The sequence below is a fragment of the Aquimarina rhodophyticola genome (genome assembly GCF_042434915.1).
GTDB lineage: Bacteria > Bacteroidota > Bacteroidia > Flavobacteriales > Flavobacteriaceae > Aquimarina.
Window position 1 is genome coordinate 1,038,548 of sequence record NZ_CP170198.1, and the last position, 18,522, is coordinate 1,057,069.

The window sequence follows — 18,522 nt, forward strand, 5'->3', positions numbered from 1 at the left end:
GAAAGTCTTGATACCCTTGATTAGGTTATGCGTACTGTTTTTTTATCGCTTGTAATGCGGTACTGATATCTTGTTTCAAATCCTCGGGTTCTTCGATACCTACGCTAAATCTTAAGAGACCATCATTGATACCTTGATCGGCTCTTTCTTGTTCTGATAAAAGTGCATGAGAGGTTAATGTAGGGGATAAGATAGTGCTTTCTACTCCTGCTAAGCTCATCGAACTTTTAATAAGACCTAGTTGTTTTTGAAATTCACTAGCATCCAAGCCTTTTTTTAGCTCAAAAGATACCATACCTCCAAATCCTCGCATCTGTTTTTTTGCAATAGCGTGGTTTGGATGAGAAGGAAGCCCTGGATAATAAACTCTTTCAATAGCATCGTTTTGTGATAGCCATTCGGCTAATTCTTGAGCATTTTGATTTTGCTGTTTAACGCGTATGCCCAAGGTTTTAATACTACGCTCAAGCATCCAAACCGTAAAATCACTTAGGCTACCACCAAAATTCTTGGCAACTTGAAATATCGTATCCATATTTTTTTCTGAAGCTACTACAGCTCCCGCAAGAATATCGCTATGGCCTCCTAAGTATTTTGTTGCAGAATGGATAACAATATCGATACCCATGGTAATTGGATTTTGATTTACCGGTGAGGCAAAGGTATTGTCTATTACAGTAATTAGGTTATGAGCTTTACCAACTTTGGCGATTGCTTCAATATCAATAATAGAGAGTAAAGGATTTGAAGGCGTTTCAATATAGAGTACTTTGGTGTTTTTCGTAATTGCATTGGTAACATTTTCGGCATTTGTTTCATCCAAATACGTATACGCTATACCATGTTTGTCAAACTCTTCATTGACAAGGTTAGCGGTTCCTCCATAAATATTACGTTGTAAAATTATATGATCACCCTGTTTTAGAAAAGCAAATAGGGTAGTGCTAACCGCTGCCATACCGCTCCCAAAGATCAATGCGGCTTCTCCATGTTCAAGTTTGGCAATTTTTTTGCAAAGAGCTTCTTGATTGGGAGTATTAAAGTACCTTGGATATCTTTTTACATCAACCTCGTCAAAAGCGTATGAGGTGGATAGATATATAGGAGAAATAGCACCTTTGAATTGTTTATCTTCAATTTCGCCGTAATGCGTACACACGGTATTAAAGCCCATATTTTTTGATTTCATAGTGATCTTTTAAATTTAAAATCTAAAATACTACATCACGATGAGAAATCTAGACAATTGATAGTGAATTCTTACGAGGTTTTTTAGTTTGATGAAAAGCTGTTGCCAATTATATGCTTTTAACTTTTGAAATATTTTTCATTATGGTTTGAAAAAACTGCTGTGTATCATAGGGTTTAACAATAACATCATTCATACCTACAGATAAGGCCTGTTGTCTAACTTCGCGTTCTTCGACAGCAGTAAGAGCGATGATTGGAATGGTAGAGTTGAAGGTTCGTATAACTTTGGTTGCTTCGAGACCATCTAATTCTGGCATATTAATATCCATTAACACAAGATCATATTCTCCCTTTTTTAGCATAGAAATAGCATCAATACCATTACTAGCTACATCACAGGTATAGCCTTTTTTCTTTAAAATATTTTGAGTTACAATTTGATTTATTCTATTGTCGTCAACGATCAAAATGTTGAAGTTGGTAGTTCCCACACTTAGATTAGCTCTGGTAGAGGCAGATATTTGTTCACTTTTGATTGCCTTTTTATAGCGTAAATCAAAATGAAATTTGGAGCCTAAGCCCTCTACACTTTCTACATATATTTCGCTTTGATGTAACTGAATCAATTTACGTACAATGGCTAATCCTAAACCTGTACCTTCGTATTCTTGATTTTGATTTTTGACTTGTGCAAAATTTTCAAAAATCGATTTTTGTTTGTTATCGGGAATCCCTATACCATCGTCTTTGACTATAAAACGTAATACATAATGTTTATCATCTTGCTCCATACACACTACTGAAACCCATATATTTCCATCCACAGTAAATTTTAAGGCATTACCAATAAGATTGATGAGTACTTGAGAAAGTCTAACAGAGTCACCTATGAGAGTAGTGGTAATTTTAGGGTCAATATTGATATGAACTGTATTTCTATTACTTTTTTGTTTAGTTCTAAGTGAGTTTGTTATGCCTTCGATTAGGGAGCGCAGATCAAATGTAACCTCTTCTAAGGTAACTTCGTTAGTTTCAATTTTGCTCAATTGCAGTACGTCGTTTATAAGCGCTAACAGATAATCTCCAGAAAATTTTAAAGACTCGAGATATTCGTTCTTTTTCTTTTCATCGGGATTTTCCATTAAAAGAGAAGTTAAGCCAATCACTCCATAGAGTGGCGTTCTTAACTCGTGACTTACGGTAGATATAAATTGCGATTTGAGTGTTGAAACTTGCTCGGCAGTTTCTTTTGCACTTTTAAGCTCTTTGTTTTTCTCTATTAGATCACGATTAAGCTTTTTCTTTTGAAAATTATTTCTGTTAGAACTAATCAAGAAAGCCAGTGATATTAAAATGAGTACAACTCCCAAGAAAATACTCATTTGCCATTTTACAATTTGAATTTCCCTCTCTGCTTTATCAAATTCTGCTTGCTTTATTTTGGCTTGATATTGATCAACTTCATATTTGATGTTTGCACGCTGTAATTCAATTAAGTTTTTGATATCAATAGCTCGTAATTTACTTCTATAATATTCTTCATTATAATTAATAGCACGTTTAAAATCCTCTTGTGCATAGTGTAATGCAGATTTTGATTTATAGAGAATAGCTAATTCTTCGTAAAAAGTAGATTGCGTTTGATTGGAGATCGTTTCTTTATTAATTTCTAATAAAGCATACGATATTGCCTCTTCAATATGTTCTTCGGCACGGTCATAGCGTTCTAGATGTAAAAAATACCGACCAAGTAAGCTATTGAGTTTTGTTTTATCCAAATTGGAGGTACTCTCATTGACCAATTTTCTAGCAGGCGATAGGTTAAAATAAGCTTCAGAATAGTTGCCCTTAGAAATATAAAAAGAACCCAAATTAAGTAGCGGGCGAATCATTCTTACAGTATCCTCTAATCGTATGGCTAATTTGTATGACTTGTCATAATATTCGATACCTTTTTTAATAGTAAATTCATGTCTAACATATAAGTTAGCCAAACTATTATAGATATCAATTTCTAAAATTTTATTTTTTGAAATTTGAGAAAATGTCAAAGCCTTTACATAATTGCGAATTGCTTTTTGATCATCTCCATTAATCTCATAATTTTTACCAATAATTTGATAAATATGAGCCTTACTTTGAGAGTCGTCATTATACAACGCATTTTGTAGGGCAGTCTTGGCAAGTTCCAAGGACTCCTCATATTTATATTGATCTTGTAGTTCTTCGGCTCTTTGTATATACCTTTGGACGCTATCAGAATTGAGAGTAGCTTGTGGGGTAACGTATTGAGTAGAACATAAGATAATAAATAAACTTATATGCTTTTTAAGGATAGCCAAATAGTGGTTAAAAAGTTTCTAATAATTAACGAAAATACAAAAATTGTGGTTACCACGTAAAGTTTCAGTATTTTAACATTAATTTTATCCGTAATCTCGTTACGGTAAAACATTACTTTAATGATTTTTGTTGCTTATTGATTTTTTAATTGTGATAACAAAAAACTATTATCAGATAAATAATAAAAATTAATCCTTTTATAAATCGGGATAACTAAAACTATATTTGCACCGAAATAATCGTTCAATAATAAAAAATAATAATTATGACAATTGTAGGAAAAAAATTTCCAAATTTAGATGTTGATGCCATGAATGATATGGGAGATACTTTTAAATTAAATGTTTTGGAAGAAGCAAAAAATAATAATAAAAAAGTATTACTTTTTTGGTATCCAAAAGATTTCACTTTTGTTTGTCCAACAGAACTACACGCTTTTCAGGAAGCGATAAAAGAGTTTGAGAAAAGAAATACAATTGTAATTGGAGCATCTTGTGATACACCAGAAGTTCATTTTGCATGGTTAAATACGTCAAAGGACAATGGCGGTATTGAAGGAGTTACTTATCCTATCTTGGCAGACTCAAACCGTAACTTAGCAAATGCATTAGGTATTTTAGATATTACCGACGAAAAATATAATGAAGAAACAGGTTTGGTTACTGTAGAAGGTGATAACGTTACTTATAGAGCAACATACCTTATTGATGAAGAGGGTACTGTATTTCACGAAGGTATCAACCACATGCCGGTAGGTAGAAATGTGAACGAATTTATGAGACTCATTGATGCGTATACGCATGTACAGAAGAATGGTGAGGTTTGTCCAGCAAACTGGGAAGAAGGTAAAGAGGCTATGTCTGCAAATAGAGACGGAGTATCTTCATACTTAGCAACTCACTAATTTTTTAAAAAAACTATACCCCTGCATTTTTTTATGTGGGGGTATTAAACTAAAAGATCGTTATGATACAAGAATTAAGTGAAGATAATTTAAGCAATATTATCAATGATAATGATACTGTTATCGTACAGTACTCAGCTACTTGGTGTGGAAATTGTAGAATTATGAAGCCTAAATTTAAAAAATTAGCTTCAGAGATGACAGCTGCAACTTTTGTAATTGCAGATGCCGAAAAATTTCCAGAATCTAGAAAAATGGCAACGGTGGATAACTTACCTACATTTGCTGTTTTTAAAAATGGAAACTTCGTAAATCAAGCACAAACTAATAAATTTGACGTTTTAAAAGATTTAGTAAATGAAGTTACCAGTAATTAAGCACCTCACTAACTTTATTGAGGAGAACGATGAAGATTATATTATTGAATCCATAGAAACGTTAGAAGCACTCACAGAGGTCCCTTCACTTAAAGACGCCGAACTAGACGTTATTGGAGAGCTCATTTCTAATATGTACGGAGCGCTAGAGGTAGATAAAATGACCAAAGAGGGAATGAGTAAAAAAGAAGCGTTAAATTCTTTTATGAAGAGAGTCTTAGGAGCTATTGATTCATAGCTTATAATAACCTTCCTAATCTCAGGGAGGTTATTTATTTTTTATCGTTTTAGTCTATATACCACATAATCTTAGTAATTTTAGCCTTCAAATACTAAAGTTTATCAAGATGGCGACAATAACATTACAAGGGAATAATTTACATACTGTTGGAGAACTTCCCAAAATAGGAGCACAAGCTCCAGATTTTAATTTAGTTACAAAGGATTTATCTACCACTACATTGAACGATTTTAAGGGGTCTAATGTAATTCTTAATATTTTCCCTTCGGTTGATACAGGTATATGTGCAGCTTCAGTTCGTGAGTTTAATAAGCAAGCTACATCTTTATCAAATACCAAAGTGTTGTGTATTTCTCGAGATCTTCCCTTTGCACAAGAACGATTTTGTGGTGCCGAAGGAATAACAAATGTAATTAACCTCTCAGATTTTAGAACGGGAAAATTTGGGCAAGATTATCAAGTAGAAATGATTGATGGACCTTTACAAGGTTTACACTCACGAGCAATCGTAGTTTTGAACAAAGAAGGTGTAGTTACGTATACAGAACAGGTGCCAGAAATTGCGCAAGAACCCAATTATGAGGCTGCCTTAAGTGTCTTGAAATAGTAACTTGATGAGTAAAGCTTTTAAATTTTTATCAGGACGAATTCGGGGAGGAGGTTATGCGCTCAAAGGTGCCTTTTTACTTTTAAAAACCGAAGCAAGTATTCAGGTCCAAATTACAATCGCTGTAATTATGACAATTTTGGGTATTTACTTTGATATATCCAGAGTGGATTGGATCTTACAAATATTTGCTATTGGTTTAGTGCTCAGTATCGAAGGTATCAATACGGCTATAGAAGCTATAGCAGATTTTATTCATCCTGATTTTCACAACAAAATTGGATTCATCAAAGATATTGCTGCTGGAGCAGTATTTTTTGCTGCTTTTGCTGCTTTTCTAATAGGTGTGATAATCTATATTCCGTATTTCAGCTAGAAAATTTTTTAGGCATTTCTGCGTTCCTATATAGATATTCGTACTTTTGCGAGCATATTTCCAAATAATGGCTAAAAAGAAAACAACAACCAAAAAAAAGGTTACAAATACCGCTACAAAAAGAACTAAAAAGAAGGTTTCCTTAAGCAAACAGCAAAAGGTTATTATTGGATCTTTTTTGTTTTTTTTAGGGATTGCTTTATTCTTTGCGTTTATTTCTTTTTTCTTTCATTGGAAAATTGATCAAAGTGAGGTAGCACAGTTCTCTAAAAGATCTGCAATTGCTAAGAACTGGCTTAGTAAATTTGGAGCCTCTGTGAGTCACTTTTTTATTTTTAGAGGATTTGGGATAGCAGCGCTTATTATACCAGTACTTACATCACTTACTGGGGTGTATTTGTTTTTTGATCTAAATAAAAAAAGACTTGCTGGTTTTTGGTTTTGGGGTACTTTAGTTATGCTATGGATCGCTATAGTTCTTGGTTTTGTAAAACAAGAAGGAGGTTTGTTGGCTGGAGTAATTGGATATGAGGTAAACGATTTTCTTAGAGATTATGTAGGTTTTATTGGTACAGTTCTTATTCTTACTTTTTTTGCGATTGTTTATATAGTGGTACGCTTACGTTATACACCAGAGAAGATTGCTGCCTCGATACAACAAGCACAACATACGGCTTCAAATACTTCAACTAAAAGTACAACTACAACTACGCAAACATTAGCCAATGACACAAACGAATCTTCGGTAACAAAACCTGAGGTTTCTAAAAACTTATTTAAACGCAAAGATCAAATAAAAGAGGATTTAGAAAAAGAAGATTCGAATACAGCTATTCCAAAAGTAGCTATAGTAGATGATTTATATTCAAAGGATGAGGACATAGTGATAAAAGAAGATTCGCTTCAAAAATTGATTATTAAATCTGAAGATAATCCCGAAGATCTAGAAATGGAAGTCGAGAGTGTGGTTGAGGAAGAATTATCAGAAAATTTAAGTGATAAATTAATAAAAGATTTTGGGGAGTTTGATCCTACGCTAGAATTAGGGAATTACCAATACCCATCTATAACATTACTCAAAGATTATACAGGTCAAACAGGCGGTATAACCATTGATCAAGGGGAGCTTGAAGAAAATAAAAATAGGATTGTTGAAACTCTCAAAAACTATAAAATTGAAATTGCTCAGATCAAGGCAACTGTTGGACCCACGGTTACTTTATATGAAATAGTACCAGAGGCAGGCGTTCGAATTTCAAAAATTAAAAACCTAGAAGATGATATAGCGTTGTCACTTGCTGCGCTAGGAATACGTATTATTGCTCCTATTCCAGGAAAAGGGACGATTGGTATCGAGGTGCCTAATAAAAAATCGACCATTGTATCGATGCGATCCGCAATCTCGTCTTCAAAATTTCAAAATGCAGAGATGGAACTGCCTTTATCATTAGGTAAAACGATATCTAATGAAACTTTTGTAGTTGATTTGGCCAAAATGCCTCACCTGCTTATGGCTGGAGCTACGGGTCAAGGTAAGTCGGTAGGATTAAATGCAATTCTTACATCGCTACTATACAAGAAACATCCAGCAGAGGTTAAATTTGTATTAGTGGATCCAAAGAAAGTAGAACTTACACTTTTCAATAAAATAGAGCGACATTATTTAGCCAAATTGCCAGATACCGAAGAGGCTATAATTACAGATAATACTAAGGTAATCAATACCTTAAACTCTCTTTGTATCGAAATGGATGCCAGATATGATTTGTTGAAATTAGCAATGGTGCGCAATATCAAGGAATACAATGCGAAGTTTAGAGCACGTAAACTGAATCCAGAGAATGGTCACAAATTTTTACCGTACATTGTACTGGTTGTAGATGAGTTTGCTGATTTGATTATGACGGCAGGAAAAGAAGTCGAAACTCCGATAGCTCGTTTAGCACAATTGGCCAGAGCTATTGGTATACATTTGATCATTGCAACACAGCGACCCTCTGTCAACGTTATTACTGGTATGATTAAAGCAAATTTTCCAGCTCGAATTGCGTTTAGAGTAACCTCAAAAATTGACTCACGCACCATTCTTGATACGGGGGGAGCAGATCAATTGATAGGTAGAGGAGATATGTTGTACACACAAGGCAATGATTTAATTCGTATACAATGTGCGTTTGTTGATACACCAGAGGTAGAGCGGGTTACTGATTTTATAGGTAGCCAAAAAGCATATCCTGATGCTTATTTATTACCCGAGTATACTGGAGAAGAAAGTGGCACAGGTCTTGATATAGATGTTAGCGAACGCGATAAGTTATTTAATGAAGCGGCAGAGGTTATTGTAACGGCACAACAAGGTTCTGCTTCTTTATTACAAAGAAAACTTAAACTAGGATACAATAGAGCAGGTAGGATTATTGATCAACTAGAAGCAGCTGGCATTGTAGGTCCTTTTGAAGGTAGTAAAGCAAGACAAGTTCTTGTCACCGATTTAGTTTCTTTAAAACAACTTTTGGATGGCGAATAATTTAAAAATAATTGACCGAAAATAAATTACAAGATGAAAAAATTAGTAGTATTTCTATTATTTGTTATTGCAATTAGTACCACACAAGCTCAAGATGCAAAGTCTCTTCTCGACCAAGTATCTCAAAAAGTGAAAGGTTATGATAATATTGTCATAGGTTTCAAATACGCTTTAAATAATCCTAAAGAGAAAGTTTCTCAAGAAACAAGAGGTGACGTTACCATCAAAGGCAATAAATACCTCCTTAATTTAATGGGTACCAAGCAGATTTATGACGGTAAAAAACTTCATTTAATTATCCCTGAGGACGAAGAAATTAGTATCTCTAATCAAGATGAAGACGATGATGCAAGTATTACTCCATCAAAAATGCTTACCTTTTACGAAGATGGTTATCGATATAGTTTGGACAATGTAAAAGATATTAATGGACGTAAAATCCAATTCATTAAATTGATTCCTATAGATTCTAACAGTGAATTAAAAGAAATTCTGCTTGGTATAGATAAAGAAACAAAGCATATTTACAAAATGATTCAGACGCAACATAATGGTACCAATGTTACCTTTACGGTAAATAGTTTTAAGACTAATCAACCCTTGTCAAAAACGTTATTTGTTTTTGATGAATCAAAATATGAAAATTACTATATCAACCGTTTAGATTAATCACTTCCATTGAAAATCTTAGATCGATACATTCTTACAACATTTTTAAAGACGTTTTTTCCGCTTTTTTTAATTATAATGTTTATCCTCTTACTGCAAACTATTTGGTTGTTTATATCAGAGTTAGCGGGTAAAGATTTGGATCTAAGCGTTATCTTAAAATTTTTGATGTTAGCCTCGCCAAGATTAATTCCTATGGTCTTGCCACTCACTATTTTGCTAAGTTCTATCATGATATTCGGAAACTTTGCAGAAAATTATGAATTTGCGGCAATGAAATCTTCTGGTATCTCACTTAAGAGAGCTATGAGAACCTTATCGGTTTTTATTATTTTAATTGGATTGGGTGCATTCTTCTTTTCGAATACAGTCATACCTGCTTCAGAAAGAAAGTTTATCAACCTTCGTAAAAATATAGTACAGGTTAAGCCTGCTATGGTGATAACCGCCAATCAATTTAATGATCTTGGAGATTTTAATATTAAGGTAGCCGAAAAGTATGGTAATAATGATCAATACTTACGGGATGTAATTATTCATCTTAAGGATGATAAACCTGGTAATTTTGTCGTTATCAAAGCTACAAATGGAGAGTTGAAGGGAAGTACAGAATCCGATTTGGTAACCTTAGTTCTTAAAGATGGTAACTATTACAATGAGGTTCAACCTACTTCTAGGAAAGATAAAAAGAAGTTACCCTTTGCAAAGGTTCAATTTGACGAATATGTTCTTAATATCGACTTATCAGAATTAGGTTCTGTTGATATGGATGCTCAAAATTATAGAAAAGGTCACAATATGCTCAATGTTAGGGATCTAAGAGCTGAGATCGATACACTTTCTACAAAGGTTAATAATGAAGTGAAATCAGTAAGAAATGAAGTTTCGAGGCGCAATGGAGTAGCTGATCTCAATAAAAATTTGGAAAAAGATAGTATTCATCATGTATCTTCAGAAATTTCTGATTTTTTACAATTGTTTGATACCCGTCAAAAAATGCAAATATCCAGTTTGGCACACTCTAATGTAGATGGTATTTTGAGAAAATTAAATAGTGTAGAAAATAGTTTTAAGGTAAAACGGAAATTTTTGAATAAGTATGAAATGTCTTTGCATGATAAGTATGCTTTAGGGATTGCTTGCGTAGTTCTCTTTTTTGTAGGTGCCCCGTTGGGAGCTATCATACGCAAAGGAGGCTTAGGACTTCCTATCGTTATGGGAGTAGCACTTTTTTTGACCTATCATTTTATTGGAGTCTTTTCAAAAAATAGTGCCGAAGAAGGAGGTATACCTCCATTTGTGGGATCATGGTTATCTACATTTATTATATTTCCCTTAAGTATTTTCTTGACCTATAAAGCCACGACAGATCAGCAACTATTCAATTTTGATAACTATATAGTACCGATAAAAAAAATCTTTACAAAACGAAACTCTAAAGTTAAATAATACCTGAGTTTAGGTATCTTTGTGAAGAATACATAAGATAAACAGTATGTCTCAAACTACAGAAAGTAAGCCCAAATTTAAATTGAATACTATACAAGAAGCGATTGATGATATTCGTCAAGGTAAAGTAATTATCGTTGTAGATGATGAAGATCGTGAAAATGAAGGAGATTTTTTGGCTGCAGCCGAAAAGGTTACACCCGAAATGATCAACTTTATGGCTACTCACGGTAGAGGGTTAATCTGTGCTCCTTTGACCGAAAAACGCTGTGAAGAACTTAAGCTTAACATGATGGTTGGAAATAATACGGACCCTCTTGAAACAGCGTTTACCATTTCTGTAGATTTAAAAGGAGAAGGTGTAACCACTGGTATTTCTGCTGGAGATCGTGCAAAAACTGTAAATGCGTTAACGAATCCAAATACAAAACCACATGAATTGGCTAGACCAGGTCATATTTTTCCTTTAAAAGCAAAACAGGGAGGGGTATTACGTCGTACCGGTCATACAGAAGCAGCTATTGATTTTGCTAGACTTGCAGGCTTAAAGCCCGCAGGAGTTATTGTTGAGATTATGAATGAGGATGGAACCATGGCGCGACTTCCTCAACTCGTAGAAGTAGCAAGAAAGTTTGATATTAAACTAGTATCCATAGAGGATTTGGTAGCTTACAGGATGCAACATGATTCATTGATCGAAAAAAAGGAAGACTTTGATATTGTGACACGTTTTGGCGAGTATCGATTAAGAGCATATAAACAAACTACAAATAATCAAATCCATATTGCATTAACCAAAGGGCAGTGGACCGATAATGAACCTGTACTAACGAGAGTAAATTCGACATTATTTAATAACGATATTTTAGGTACTTTGACTAATAATGCCGATAAACGATTGGACGCTATGTTTAAACGTATTAATACAGAAGGTAAGGGGGTTATTATTTTTATTAATCAAGAAAGTCAATCCCTTAATTTGCTAAACCGTCTTAAAGACTTAAAGGAATTACAGAACGCTACCGATGTAATTAAAGCTCCGGCAATTACTATGGATAGTAAAGATTTTGGAATTGGGGCTCAAATTTTACATGATCTAAATGTTCATAAACTTCGTTTAGTGTCTAATTCTGTTCAGCAAAAAAGAGTAGGTATGATTGGATATGGGCTTGAAATTATGGAGTACGTAACCTATTAATTTATAGCCTACATAATCTTGTTTAGTTTGATAAATGTTGACTTCTTCTCTGTTATTTGAGAAATGGTGTTTCTTAGATAGGGATATAAATAGTGCAAGTATCTTGAGTCATTTCTTGACAGTACGTTTTAAATGTAATTTCATGCTTAACGATTGTAATTCAAAATCATTAAGCTTTAATGTGTACAAATTCTTTTGAAATAGTTTAGTTAGTTTGGGTCAAAAACTATTTTTGTTACTTGACAATATTTAAATTACCTAAATTTGTACAACTCTCACTTTATGAATCACGTTGTATTTTTGCGGTAAAACCGCATCCTAGTTATAGGGTAATGTTACTATATTGCCCTACGAAACCTATAGTTTGGTATTCGATTACATAATGATAAATTCATGTTTGATTATCTTGTGATTAGTTGTTAATTGGTAAGTAAGATTGCTGTCAGTCAATAAGTTGCTTATATTCGTGTATATCTTAAATATATATGATTATGAAAACAATGACCGCACTTTTATGTCTAATTGCTTTAACAGCATTTACAAGTTGTTCTGACACAAGTTTACAGGATAATGAAGAAGTATTACAGCTCGAATCAACAGCTATCGAAAAAGATGAGTATGAAATTCCTACACACGGGTACCATACAGAGCAATACTTTATTACGACAGAAACGATTGAAAAAGACGAGTACGAAATTCCGACTAACGGGTAAAAGACATCGTAGATTTTTACAAGGTGTAGTTATTAGTTTGATTCTAATAGCTACGCCTTTTTTGTTCTATATATATCGATTTGCTCCAGCAGAGGATTCTTGGGATCTCGGTTTCTTTACACTATATAATGGTGGTTTTGGTACTGTAAAAACATTTGTCCACGCGCTTATGACCAAACTAATGTTTTTAGTATTTACTACTATTTGGTTTTTTACAGCTAGGCATTGGTGGCGTTTTTCGATACTCGTACCTTTTGGTCTATTCTTTTTTCAAACCATGGGAGTAATTAATCAAAATATTGAATATTCTGATAATTTCAATTTTTGGAAAGTAATGCCACTATTATTACCCATTGTTGTTATCATGATTTATATATCTGTTAAATTAAAGGATCAGACACAACTATTGGATCTGCGAGATCAGGTTGAAAAAGAAATTGAAACTATTAAAGCCAAAAGAGAAGCAAATGAATAAATTATCGACTTCTAAAATTTTAATGAGACTTATCTCTATCTCTATCAAAAAGCAAGAAGCTTCAGAAGAAGCATATTTTGATCAAATGAAAAATGAAATTAAAAATATTGACGCTTTATTAATTGATGATTATAATGAAGAACAATCAGTTTTAAAAGATGCCATGATTAACGAAATAATTAATCCTTCTTCTGCTTCTGATTAGTTTTGTCATTCATAGCTTTTTTTATATCAGATATACGATCCTCTGCAAACGCTTTTGCTAATAACATTAATTCTTTGCGCACTTCACTTATCTCGTCGTGAACTCCATCGATCTTATGATCGATACGACTGTTGATCATCTCATCGATAGTCTCTTCTTTTGTACTGTCATCTTCTTGAATCATTTTACCCACACCAGTTATAAGCCATCTAGGATTTAATTCTGGATAGTTGGATATTATTCTTTCCAATTTATCAGATCCTATATTGTTTGATTTTCCTATTAAACTATGTGAAACACCTATTTTTTTAGCAAATTCTCTTTTACTAAGCGATTTGTATTCAATGAACTGTAAAATTCTATCTACAGTGTTGTAAATTTTTTTAGGCATTTTTAGAAGATTGATGGATAAAATATTTTACATTTGTGTGTATAATTATAGTACAGCTTTAACAAAAGTAAAAAGAAACCTGATAAAAACTACTACAACTCTTATAGAACTATGATTACTGCAAAAGAAAAAGAAAATATTGTAAAAATTTTAGGGCTTAATTATGATAAACGTATTACAAAACATTTAGCTCAAATTGGTCTTAAAAATGAACATGGTAAATGTCACACAAAAGCATATATCGGCTATATAATATCGGGAAGCTGCGAGAACCCAGAAATAGAGTCCTTGATTTTTAAGTTCGTGTATGATCAGTTTTTTAAGAACACAGCACCAACAACAACTTCAATAAATTTGTCAAAAGAGAGCAAAAAAAGTAATCATAATGAATAGATTTAGGATTTGTGATCTAGTTGTCAAAAGCTCTTTAAAAATTTTAGCCGTATTGATCATTGTCAATTTAATAATTTTACTAATTAATATTAAATTGTTTTTAGAAATGAACAATGCTCCAAGGTCATTATTGCATAAAGTAGAATATGGCAACTAATCCCAAACAATAAACATTTGATTTGTTTAAGACCAGTTGCTTTATCAAGTTACTAGAGTACACTCTTAATTGCTAAAACCATGCGATTGGCTCTGTCTTCAACCTCTTGTGCTGACCATCCTATTTTTATTAAGCATGACACTGTTCTACTCATCCATAGATCACTTTCATTAAAATCTTTTTTGTTATCCTTTAAACGATTGATAATAGTGTCAGAGAAACGAACCAAAGAATTTGGATTTAGTAGATGTTCCCATTTTTTATAATAATGCCAGTTATTATCAAACCAATAGAAACAAGCATCAATACTGTGTTTGCTTAAGGCTTTATGAGCTTTTCTTGCTAAATCCTCATCTGGTAAAAATATATTTAAAAAGGCATAACTTTCTTCTCCTTTTGAGGGAACTCTTCTAAATGTAACTTCGGGAATGCTACTTAAAGCATTACGTAATATTGTATAATTATGTTTTTGTATAGCAACGGTTTGATCTAATTTTTTTAATTGAGCAATTCCGACTGCTGCGTTTAATTCTGAAAGCCGATAGTTATAACCCAAAAACGGATGTGATTCAGCACCACGATCATTACCAACATGATCGTGTCCGTGATCTTGATACATGTGTGCACGCTCTGCATATTCCTTGGAGTTGGTAATTAGTCCACCACCTTCACCACAGGTTATGGTTTTTACATAATCAAAGCTAAAACATCCTAAATCACCTATGCTACCCAACGGCTTATTATCATAGGTACCACCGATAGCTTGGCAGGCATCTTCCAACAAAATTAGAGTATGTTTTTTACATATTTTTTGTAGCGCATCAAGGTTTGCCATAGAACCACACATGTGAACAGGCATTACGACTTTGGTTTTTTGGGTAATTGCAGCCTCAACTGCTTCAGGCTTTAAGGTTAATGTGTCATCGATATCACACAGAATAGGAACTGCACCAACAGACAAAACAGCCTCAAAACTTGCAACAAAAGTAAAAGTAGGCAAAATAACTTCATCACCATGCCCAATACCAGCACTCGCGAGCGCAACGGTAAGCGCTGCAGTACCACTTGAGACTACTTGTGCATGATTTACTTGCATCTTATCGGCCAGCGCTTTTTCTAATTCCAAAGCTTTATAATGACCGTTTCTCATGGCATCAAAGCCATATCGCATTAAAACACCATTGTCTAGTACATCGTGTACTTCTTTTTTTTCTTCGGCTCCAAATATTTCAAATCCTGGCATTCAGTTTTAGTTTAAAGTGATTATAATTATTTATACTGCGATGTTTAAAATGTTTGCATCTTCTATCGCTCATGACAAAAATACCTAAATACGGGTGATTCTCATCTGTAATTTTTTTTTTGGTTATCGTTGCTTAGTTTGTATTGGTATGATAAATCACAGTTTCATCTATAGCGCGTCTTACTTTTTTAAAATTCGAAAACATATCATCACTAGCTCTATAACCAACAGGTAGAACTAATACCGAAGAAAGCCCTATTTTTTGCAACTCCAAGAGCTCATCGTATTTGTTGGGTATAAAACCTTCCATTGGGCAAGCATCAATTTGTTCTGCAGCGCAAACCGTAAGTAAATTTCCCATAGCAAGGTATGCTTGTTTAGTTGCCCAATTTTTAATTTCGTCTTTGGATTTATTGCTGAATGAGTTTAATAATTGATTTTTAAAGGGGTCAAGGATTTTTGAGTCTGTATTTCGTATTGCCCTAACATTATCAAAATACTTAGTTATGAATTTTTCTTCTACATTATTTTCTATACATACAATAAGCACATGTGAGGCATCTGCTATTTGACTTTGATTCCATGAGTGCAGAGTAAGTTCTTGTTGCAAATTTTTATCTCGAACTATAACCAATCTAAGTGGTTGTAAACCATACGAAGTTGCTGTTAGATTGAAAGCTTGAGCCAAAACATTAATTTTATCGTTTGATAGGATTCGAGAAGGATCAAATTTTTTGGTAGCATAGCGCCATTGTAGACTCTCTATAATATTCATCTTAATATTTTTATGGTACTACAAATATAATGGGATAAAAGTATCTTTGAAGCGATAGTTAAAAAGATAAAAAATTATAATACTATGGCTTCTATTAAAGAACTTATCGAAATATCTGAAACAAGAATTTTTAAAGCTGTTTTTCCTAATACTACAAATCACTATGAAACACTATTTGGAGGTACCGCATTACAATTAATGGACGAAGTATCCTTTATATGTGCTACAAGATTTAGTAGAAAGAAAGTGGTAACAATATCAAGTGATAAAATTGATTTTGAAAAACCGATTCCAGCGGGATCAATTATAGAACTAGTAGCAAAGGTTAGTGAGGTTGGTAAGACGAGTTGCCTGGTAAAAGTCGATATTTACAAAGAGGACATGTATAGTTATGATCGCGAACTAGCAGTTTCTGGTAATTTTAAATTTGTAGCAATAGGTCATGATAAAAGACCTATACCAATTATTGATTAGCGCAGCAATTGCGGTATACCGAAAATAGCTTTAAGATATTCGTTTTAAATATCTTAAAGCTTAAAAATTATTCTACTACTCTTTATTTTGAAGTAACCAGTTTCTTGATTTTTATACTAAAAGCTGCAAAAAACAAAGTCATAAATGGGCTTAGCCAATTAAAAATTGCATACACAAAATACTCTGCAACTGGAACACCCAATACGCCACTTTGATAAGCTCCACACGTGTTATATGGGATTAATACCGAGGTTACAGTACCAGAATCTTCTAAGGTACGACTCAAGTTCTCTGGGGCGAGTCCTTTATCTTTAAAAGCTTTAGCATACATTCTTCCTGGCACGACAATAGCGAGATATTGGTCAGATGCGGTTGCATTAAGTACAATACAGCTTAAAGCAGTACTAGCAAATAACCCAAAGATAGAGTCAAAAAGACTAAGCAATGCTTTACTAATTCTAGCAAGCGCACCAATAGCATCCATGACACCCCCAAAAACCATGGCGCAAACAATAAGCCAAATGGTTCCAAGCATTCCTGCCATACCACCAGAAGCGAATAAATCATTAAGTTGAGTGCTAGTAGTTTCTACTGCCGTATCTACCGTTATAGCTTTCATCACACCAATATAGGCAGAATTAAAATCTAATACGTTACTTCCCGCAATGTTCATGACGATATCGGGTTGTGCAATGATTGCAGCAACTGCTCCTAACAAAGTTCCTGCTAATAGAGCAATTAAGGGAGGTGTTTTTTTTATAATTAAAATTATTACAATAGCAGGTACCAAAAATAACCAAGGTGTTATGGTAAAGGCTTCATTGATTGCGGCTAGTTGCCCGCTGATTTCTGGTGCTCCCGTAGTAGTGATAGTAAATCCTATAATAGTAAATACGATGAGTGTTATGATTATAGTTGGCACTGTCGTATACATCATGTATTTTATATGAGTAAACAAATCTGCTCCAGCCATAGCTGGGGCAAGATTGGTGGTATCAGACAAAGGAGACATTTTGTCGCCAAAATAAGCACCCGAAATAACAGCACCAGCAGTCATTCCTAATGAAATACCTAAGGTGTCACCAATTCCTATCAATGCAATACCAACTGTCGCCGAGGTAGTCCAAGAACTTCCTGTAGCAATGGAGATGATGGCACAGATAACTACACAGGCTGATAAAAATATAGTAGGATTAAGTATTTGTAAACCATAATAAATCATAGTCGGAATGATGCCACTAATTAACCAAGTACCAGCAAGTGATCCCACCATTAGTAAAATCAAAAGAGCGCTGGATGTTGATTTGATGTTTTTTGCAATTTCTTCCATCATCGAGCCATAAGAAACTTTATTTAAAAACCCAACGATAGCTGCCACCGCTGCTCCCAAAAGCAAAATAAATTGATTACTACCACTTAATGCATCATCGCCAAAGGCAAATGCTACATTATAAAACAGCATACCTACCAATAAAATGATAGGGAGTACTGCTTCCCAGATACTTAACTCTCTGTTTTCAATAATTTCTTCATTTTCTAGGGCAGATGAGGAATTAGCTTGACTTTTCATGAATGTATTTAGAAATTTAAATACGTAATGTTACGATAATATTAAAAAGTATGCAACGAAAGCAGGGGACTGAAAAACATTTTTTTTCGCCTAAAGATTAATAAAACAATTGAGAAATCACTTTGTCGATGATTATTGTATTTTAACGATTTTATCGCTTTATATTGATTTTCATTTTCTTCTAACTAGGAAGGGTGGTAGTATATTTGATTAAGGAAAAAGTAAGAGAAAAATTGTTATTGTT

At 33.6% G+C, this 18,522-nt stretch carries 20 protein-coding genes; 14 read left to right on the plus strand and 6 right to left on the minus strand.

The genetic code is table 11. From position 1 onward, the window contains the following. Positions 1-25: 25 nt before the first annotated feature. Positions 26-1,189, minus strand: coding sequence for a trans-sulfuration enzyme family protein (locus ACE939_RS04490; RefSeq protein WP_378187589.1), 1,164 nt, complete (start codon positions 1,187-1,189; stop codon positions 26-28). A 109-nt stretch (positions 1,190-1,298) separates the two neighbouring features. Next, positions 1,299-3,533, minus strand: a complete 2,235-nt coding sequence (locus tag ACE939_RS04495; RefSeq protein ID WP_378187590.1) for a response regulator — start codon at positions 3,531-3,533, stop codon at positions 1,299-1,301. Between the two features lie 266 nt (positions 3,534-3,799). Between ACE939_RS04495 and ACE939_RS04500 the strand changes: the two genes are divergently transcribed. The 12 genes from ACE939_RS04500 (at position 3,800) to ACE939_RS04555 (ending at position 13,275) form a co-directional block, all read left to right on the plus strand. Beyond that, the gene (locus tag ACE939_RS04500) at positions 3,800-4,438 is read left to right on the plus strand and encodes a peroxiredoxin (protein WP_378187591.1); all 639 of its coding nucleotides are present in this window, start codon (positions 3,800-3,802) and stop codon (positions 4,436-4,438) included. A 62-nt stretch (positions 4,439-4,500) separates the two neighbouring features. After that, a complete protein-coding gene (locus ACE939_RS04505) occupies positions 4,501-4,815 on the plus strand; it encodes a thioredoxin family protein (protein WP_378187592.1) in 315 nt (104 codons plus the stop codon). After that, complete coding sequence (locus tag ACE939_RS04510) at positions 4,796-5,053, plus strand: DUF6952 family protein (protein ID WP_378187593.1); 258 nt, start codon at positions 4,796-4,798, stop codon at positions 5,051-5,053. Before ACE939_RS04505 ends, ACE939_RS04510 begins: the two co-directional genes overlap by 20 nt. 109 nt (positions 5,054-5,162) lie before the next feature. After that, entirely contained in the window at positions 5,163-5,663 is a 501-nt protein-coding gene (gene tpx / locus ACE939_RS04515) for a thiol peroxidase (protein WP_378187594.1), read from the plus strand. A 7-nt stretch (positions 5,664-5,670) separates the two neighbouring features. Next, the gene (locus ACE939_RS04520) at positions 5,671-6,039 is read left to right on the plus strand and encodes a diacylglycerol kinase (RefSeq protein ID WP_378187595.1); all 369 of its coding nucleotides are present in this window, start codon (positions 5,671-5,673) and stop codon (positions 6,037-6,039) included. Positions 6,040-6,106: 67 nt separating this feature from the next. Then, positions 6,107-8,566: a DNA translocase FtsK 4TM domain-containing protein gene (locus ACE939_RS04525; RefSeq protein ID WP_378187596.1), complete on the plus strand. Its 2,460-nt coding sequence runs from the start codon at positions 6,107-6,109 to the stop codon at positions 8,564-8,566. A 33-nt stretch (positions 8,567-8,599) separates the two neighbouring features. Continuing rightward, the gene (locus tag ACE939_RS04530; protein WP_378187597.1) at positions 8,600-9,235 is read left to right on the plus strand and encodes an outer membrane lipoprotein carrier protein LolA; all 636 of its coding nucleotides are present in this window, start codon (positions 8,600-8,602) and stop codon (positions 9,233-9,235) included. A 9-nt stretch (positions 9,236-9,244) separates the two neighbouring features. Further along, positions 9,245-10,684: an LptF/LptG family permease gene (locus ACE939_RS04535; protein WP_378187598.1), complete on the plus strand. Its 1,440-nt coding sequence runs from the start codon at positions 9,245-9,247 to the stop codon at positions 10,682-10,684. A 46-nt stretch (positions 10,685-10,730) separates the two neighbouring features. Continuing rightward, a complete protein-coding gene (gene ribB / locus ACE939_RS04540; RefSeq protein WP_378187599.1) occupies positions 10,731-11,882 on the plus strand; it encodes a 3,4-dihydroxy-2-butanone-4-phosphate synthase in 1,152 nt (383 codons plus the stop codon). A gap of 491 nt (positions 11,883-12,373) precedes the next feature. Next, positions 12,374-12,595 carry a hypothetical protein gene (locus tag ACE939_RS04545; RefSeq protein WP_378187601.1) on the plus strand — a complete coding sequence of 74 codons (222 nt, stop codon included), beginning with the start codon at positions 12,374-12,376 and terminating at the stop codon, positions 12,593-12,595. Further along, positions 12,558-13,070 (plus strand): hypothetical protein, encoded by a 513-nt coding sequence (locus ACE939_RS04550; RefSeq protein ID WP_378187602.1) that lies wholly within the window; start codon positions 12,558-12,560, stop codon positions 13,068-13,070. Before ACE939_RS04545 ends, ACE939_RS04550 begins: the two co-directional genes overlap by 38 nt. After that, positions 13,063-13,275, plus strand: a complete 213-nt coding sequence (locus tag ACE939_RS04555; RefSeq protein ID WP_378187603.1) for a hypothetical protein — start codon at positions 13,063-13,065, stop codon at positions 13,273-13,275. The genes ACE939_RS04550 and ACE939_RS04555 overlap by 8 nt, the downstream gene beginning before the upstream one ends. On the opposite strand, the gene ACE939_RS04560 is transcribed toward ACE939_RS04555, so the two are convergent. Beyond that, entirely contained in the window at positions 13,250-13,666 is a 417-nt protein-coding gene (locus ACE939_RS04560) for a hypothetical protein (RefSeq protein WP_378187604.1), read from the minus strand. The two genes, ACE939_RS04555 and ACE939_RS04560, sit on opposite strands and share 26 nt — an antisense overlap. 111 nt (positions 13,667-13,777) lie before the next feature. On the opposite strand from ACE939_RS04560, the gene ACE939_RS04565 reads away from it, so the two are divergent. After that, positions 13,778-14,059, plus strand: coding sequence for a hypothetical protein (locus ACE939_RS04565; RefSeq protein ID WP_378187605.1), 282 nt, complete (start codon positions 13,778-13,780; stop codon positions 14,057-14,059). A 209-nt stretch (positions 14,060-14,268) separates the two neighbouring features. Here the strand turns inward: ACE939_RS04565 and ACE939_RS04570 are convergent, their stop codons facing one another. Next, positions 14,269-15,459 carry a DegT/DnrJ/EryC1/StrS family aminotransferase gene (locus tag ACE939_RS04570; RefSeq protein WP_378187607.1) on the minus strand — a complete coding sequence of 397 codons (1,191 nt, stop codon included), beginning with the start codon at positions 15,457-15,459 and terminating at the stop codon, positions 14,269-14,271. A 133-nt stretch (positions 15,460-15,592) separates the two neighbouring features. After that, positions 15,593-16,234: an NAD(P)H-dependent oxidoreductase gene (locus ACE939_RS04575; protein ID WP_378187608.1), complete on the minus strand. Its 642-nt coding sequence runs from the start codon at positions 16,232-16,234 to the stop codon at positions 15,593-15,595. Between the two features lie 84 nt (positions 16,235-16,318). Between ACE939_RS04575 and ACE939_RS04580 the strand changes: the two genes are divergently transcribed. Next, positions 16,319-16,708, plus strand: a complete 390-nt coding sequence (locus ACE939_RS04580; RefSeq protein WP_378187609.1) for an acyl-CoA thioesterase — start codon at positions 16,319-16,321, stop codon at positions 16,706-16,708. A gap of 82 nt (positions 16,709-16,790) precedes the next feature. Here ACE939_RS04580 and nhaC read toward each other — a convergent pair whose 3' ends face one another. Then, positions 16,791-18,278: a Na+/H+ antiporter NhaC gene (nhaC, locus tag ACE939_RS04585; protein WP_378187610.1), complete on the minus strand. Its 1,488-nt coding sequence runs from the start codon at positions 18,276-18,278 to the stop codon at positions 16,791-16,793. Between the last annotated feature and the right edge of the window lie 244 nt (positions 18,279-18,522).

Coding starts and splice junctions, on each gene's coding strand:
- ACE939_RS04520 (WP_378187595.1), top strand. CDS start 5,671: ATGAGTAAAGCTTTTAAATTTTTATCAGGACGAATTCGGGGAGGAGGT.
- ACE939_RS04555 (WP_378187603.1), top strand. CDS start 13,063: ATGAATAAATTATCGACTTCTAAAATTTTAATGAGACTTATCTCTATC.
- ACE939_RS04575 (WP_378187608.1), bottom strand. CDS start 16,234: ATGAATATTATAGAGAGTCTACAATGGCGCTATGCTACCAAAAAATTT.
- ACE939_RS04545 (WP_378187601.1), top strand. CDS start 12,374: ATGAAAACAATGACCGCACTTTTATGTCTAATTGCTTTAACAGCATTT.
- ACE939_RS04510 (WP_378187593.1), top strand. CDS start 4,796: ATGAAGTTACCAGTAATTAAGCACCTCACTAACTTTATTGAGGAGAAC.
- ACE939_RS04560 (WP_378187604.1), bottom strand. CDS start 13,666: ATGCCTAAAAAAATTTACAACACTGTAGATAGAATTTTACAGTTCATT.
- ACE939_RS04565 (WP_378187605.1), top strand. CDS start 13,778: ATGATTACTGCAAAAGAAAAAGAAAATATTGTAAAAATTTTAGGGCTT.
- ACE939_RS04530 (WP_378187597.1), top strand. CDS start 8,600: ATGAAAAAATTAGTAGTATTTCTATTATTTGTTATTGCAATTAGTACC.
- nhaC (WP_378187610.1), bottom strand. CDS start 18,278: ATGAAAAGTCAAGCTAATTCCTCATCTGCCCTAGAAAATGAAGAAATT.
- tpx (WP_378187594.1), top strand. CDS start 5,163: ATGGCGACAATAACATTACAAGGGAATAATTTACATACTGTTGGAGAA.
- ACE939_RS04570 (WP_378187607.1), bottom strand. CDS start 15,459: ATGCCAGGATTTGAAATATTTGGAGCCGAAGAAAAAAAAGAAGTACAC.
- ACE939_RS04580 (WP_378187609.1), top strand. CDS start 16,319: ATGGCTTCTATTAAAGAACTTATCGAAATATCTGAAACAAGAATTTTT.
- ACE939_RS04490 (WP_378187589.1), bottom strand. CDS start 1,189: ATGAAATCAAAAAATATGGGCTTTAATACCGTGTGTACGCATTACGGC.
- ACE939_RS04525 (WP_378187596.1), top strand. CDS start 6,107: ATGGCTAAAAAGAAAACAACAACCAAAAAAAAGGTTACAAATACCGCT.
- ACE939_RS04505 (WP_378187592.1), top strand. CDS start 4,501: ATGATACAAGAATTAAGTGAAGATAATTTAAGCAATATTATCAATGAT.
- ACE939_RS04500 (WP_378187591.1), top strand. CDS start 3,800: ATGACAATTGTAGGAAAAAAATTTCCAAATTTAGATGTTGATGCCATG.
- ribB (WP_378187599.1), top strand. CDS start 10,731: ATGTCTCAAACTACAGAAAGTAAGCCCAAATTTAAATTGAATACTATA.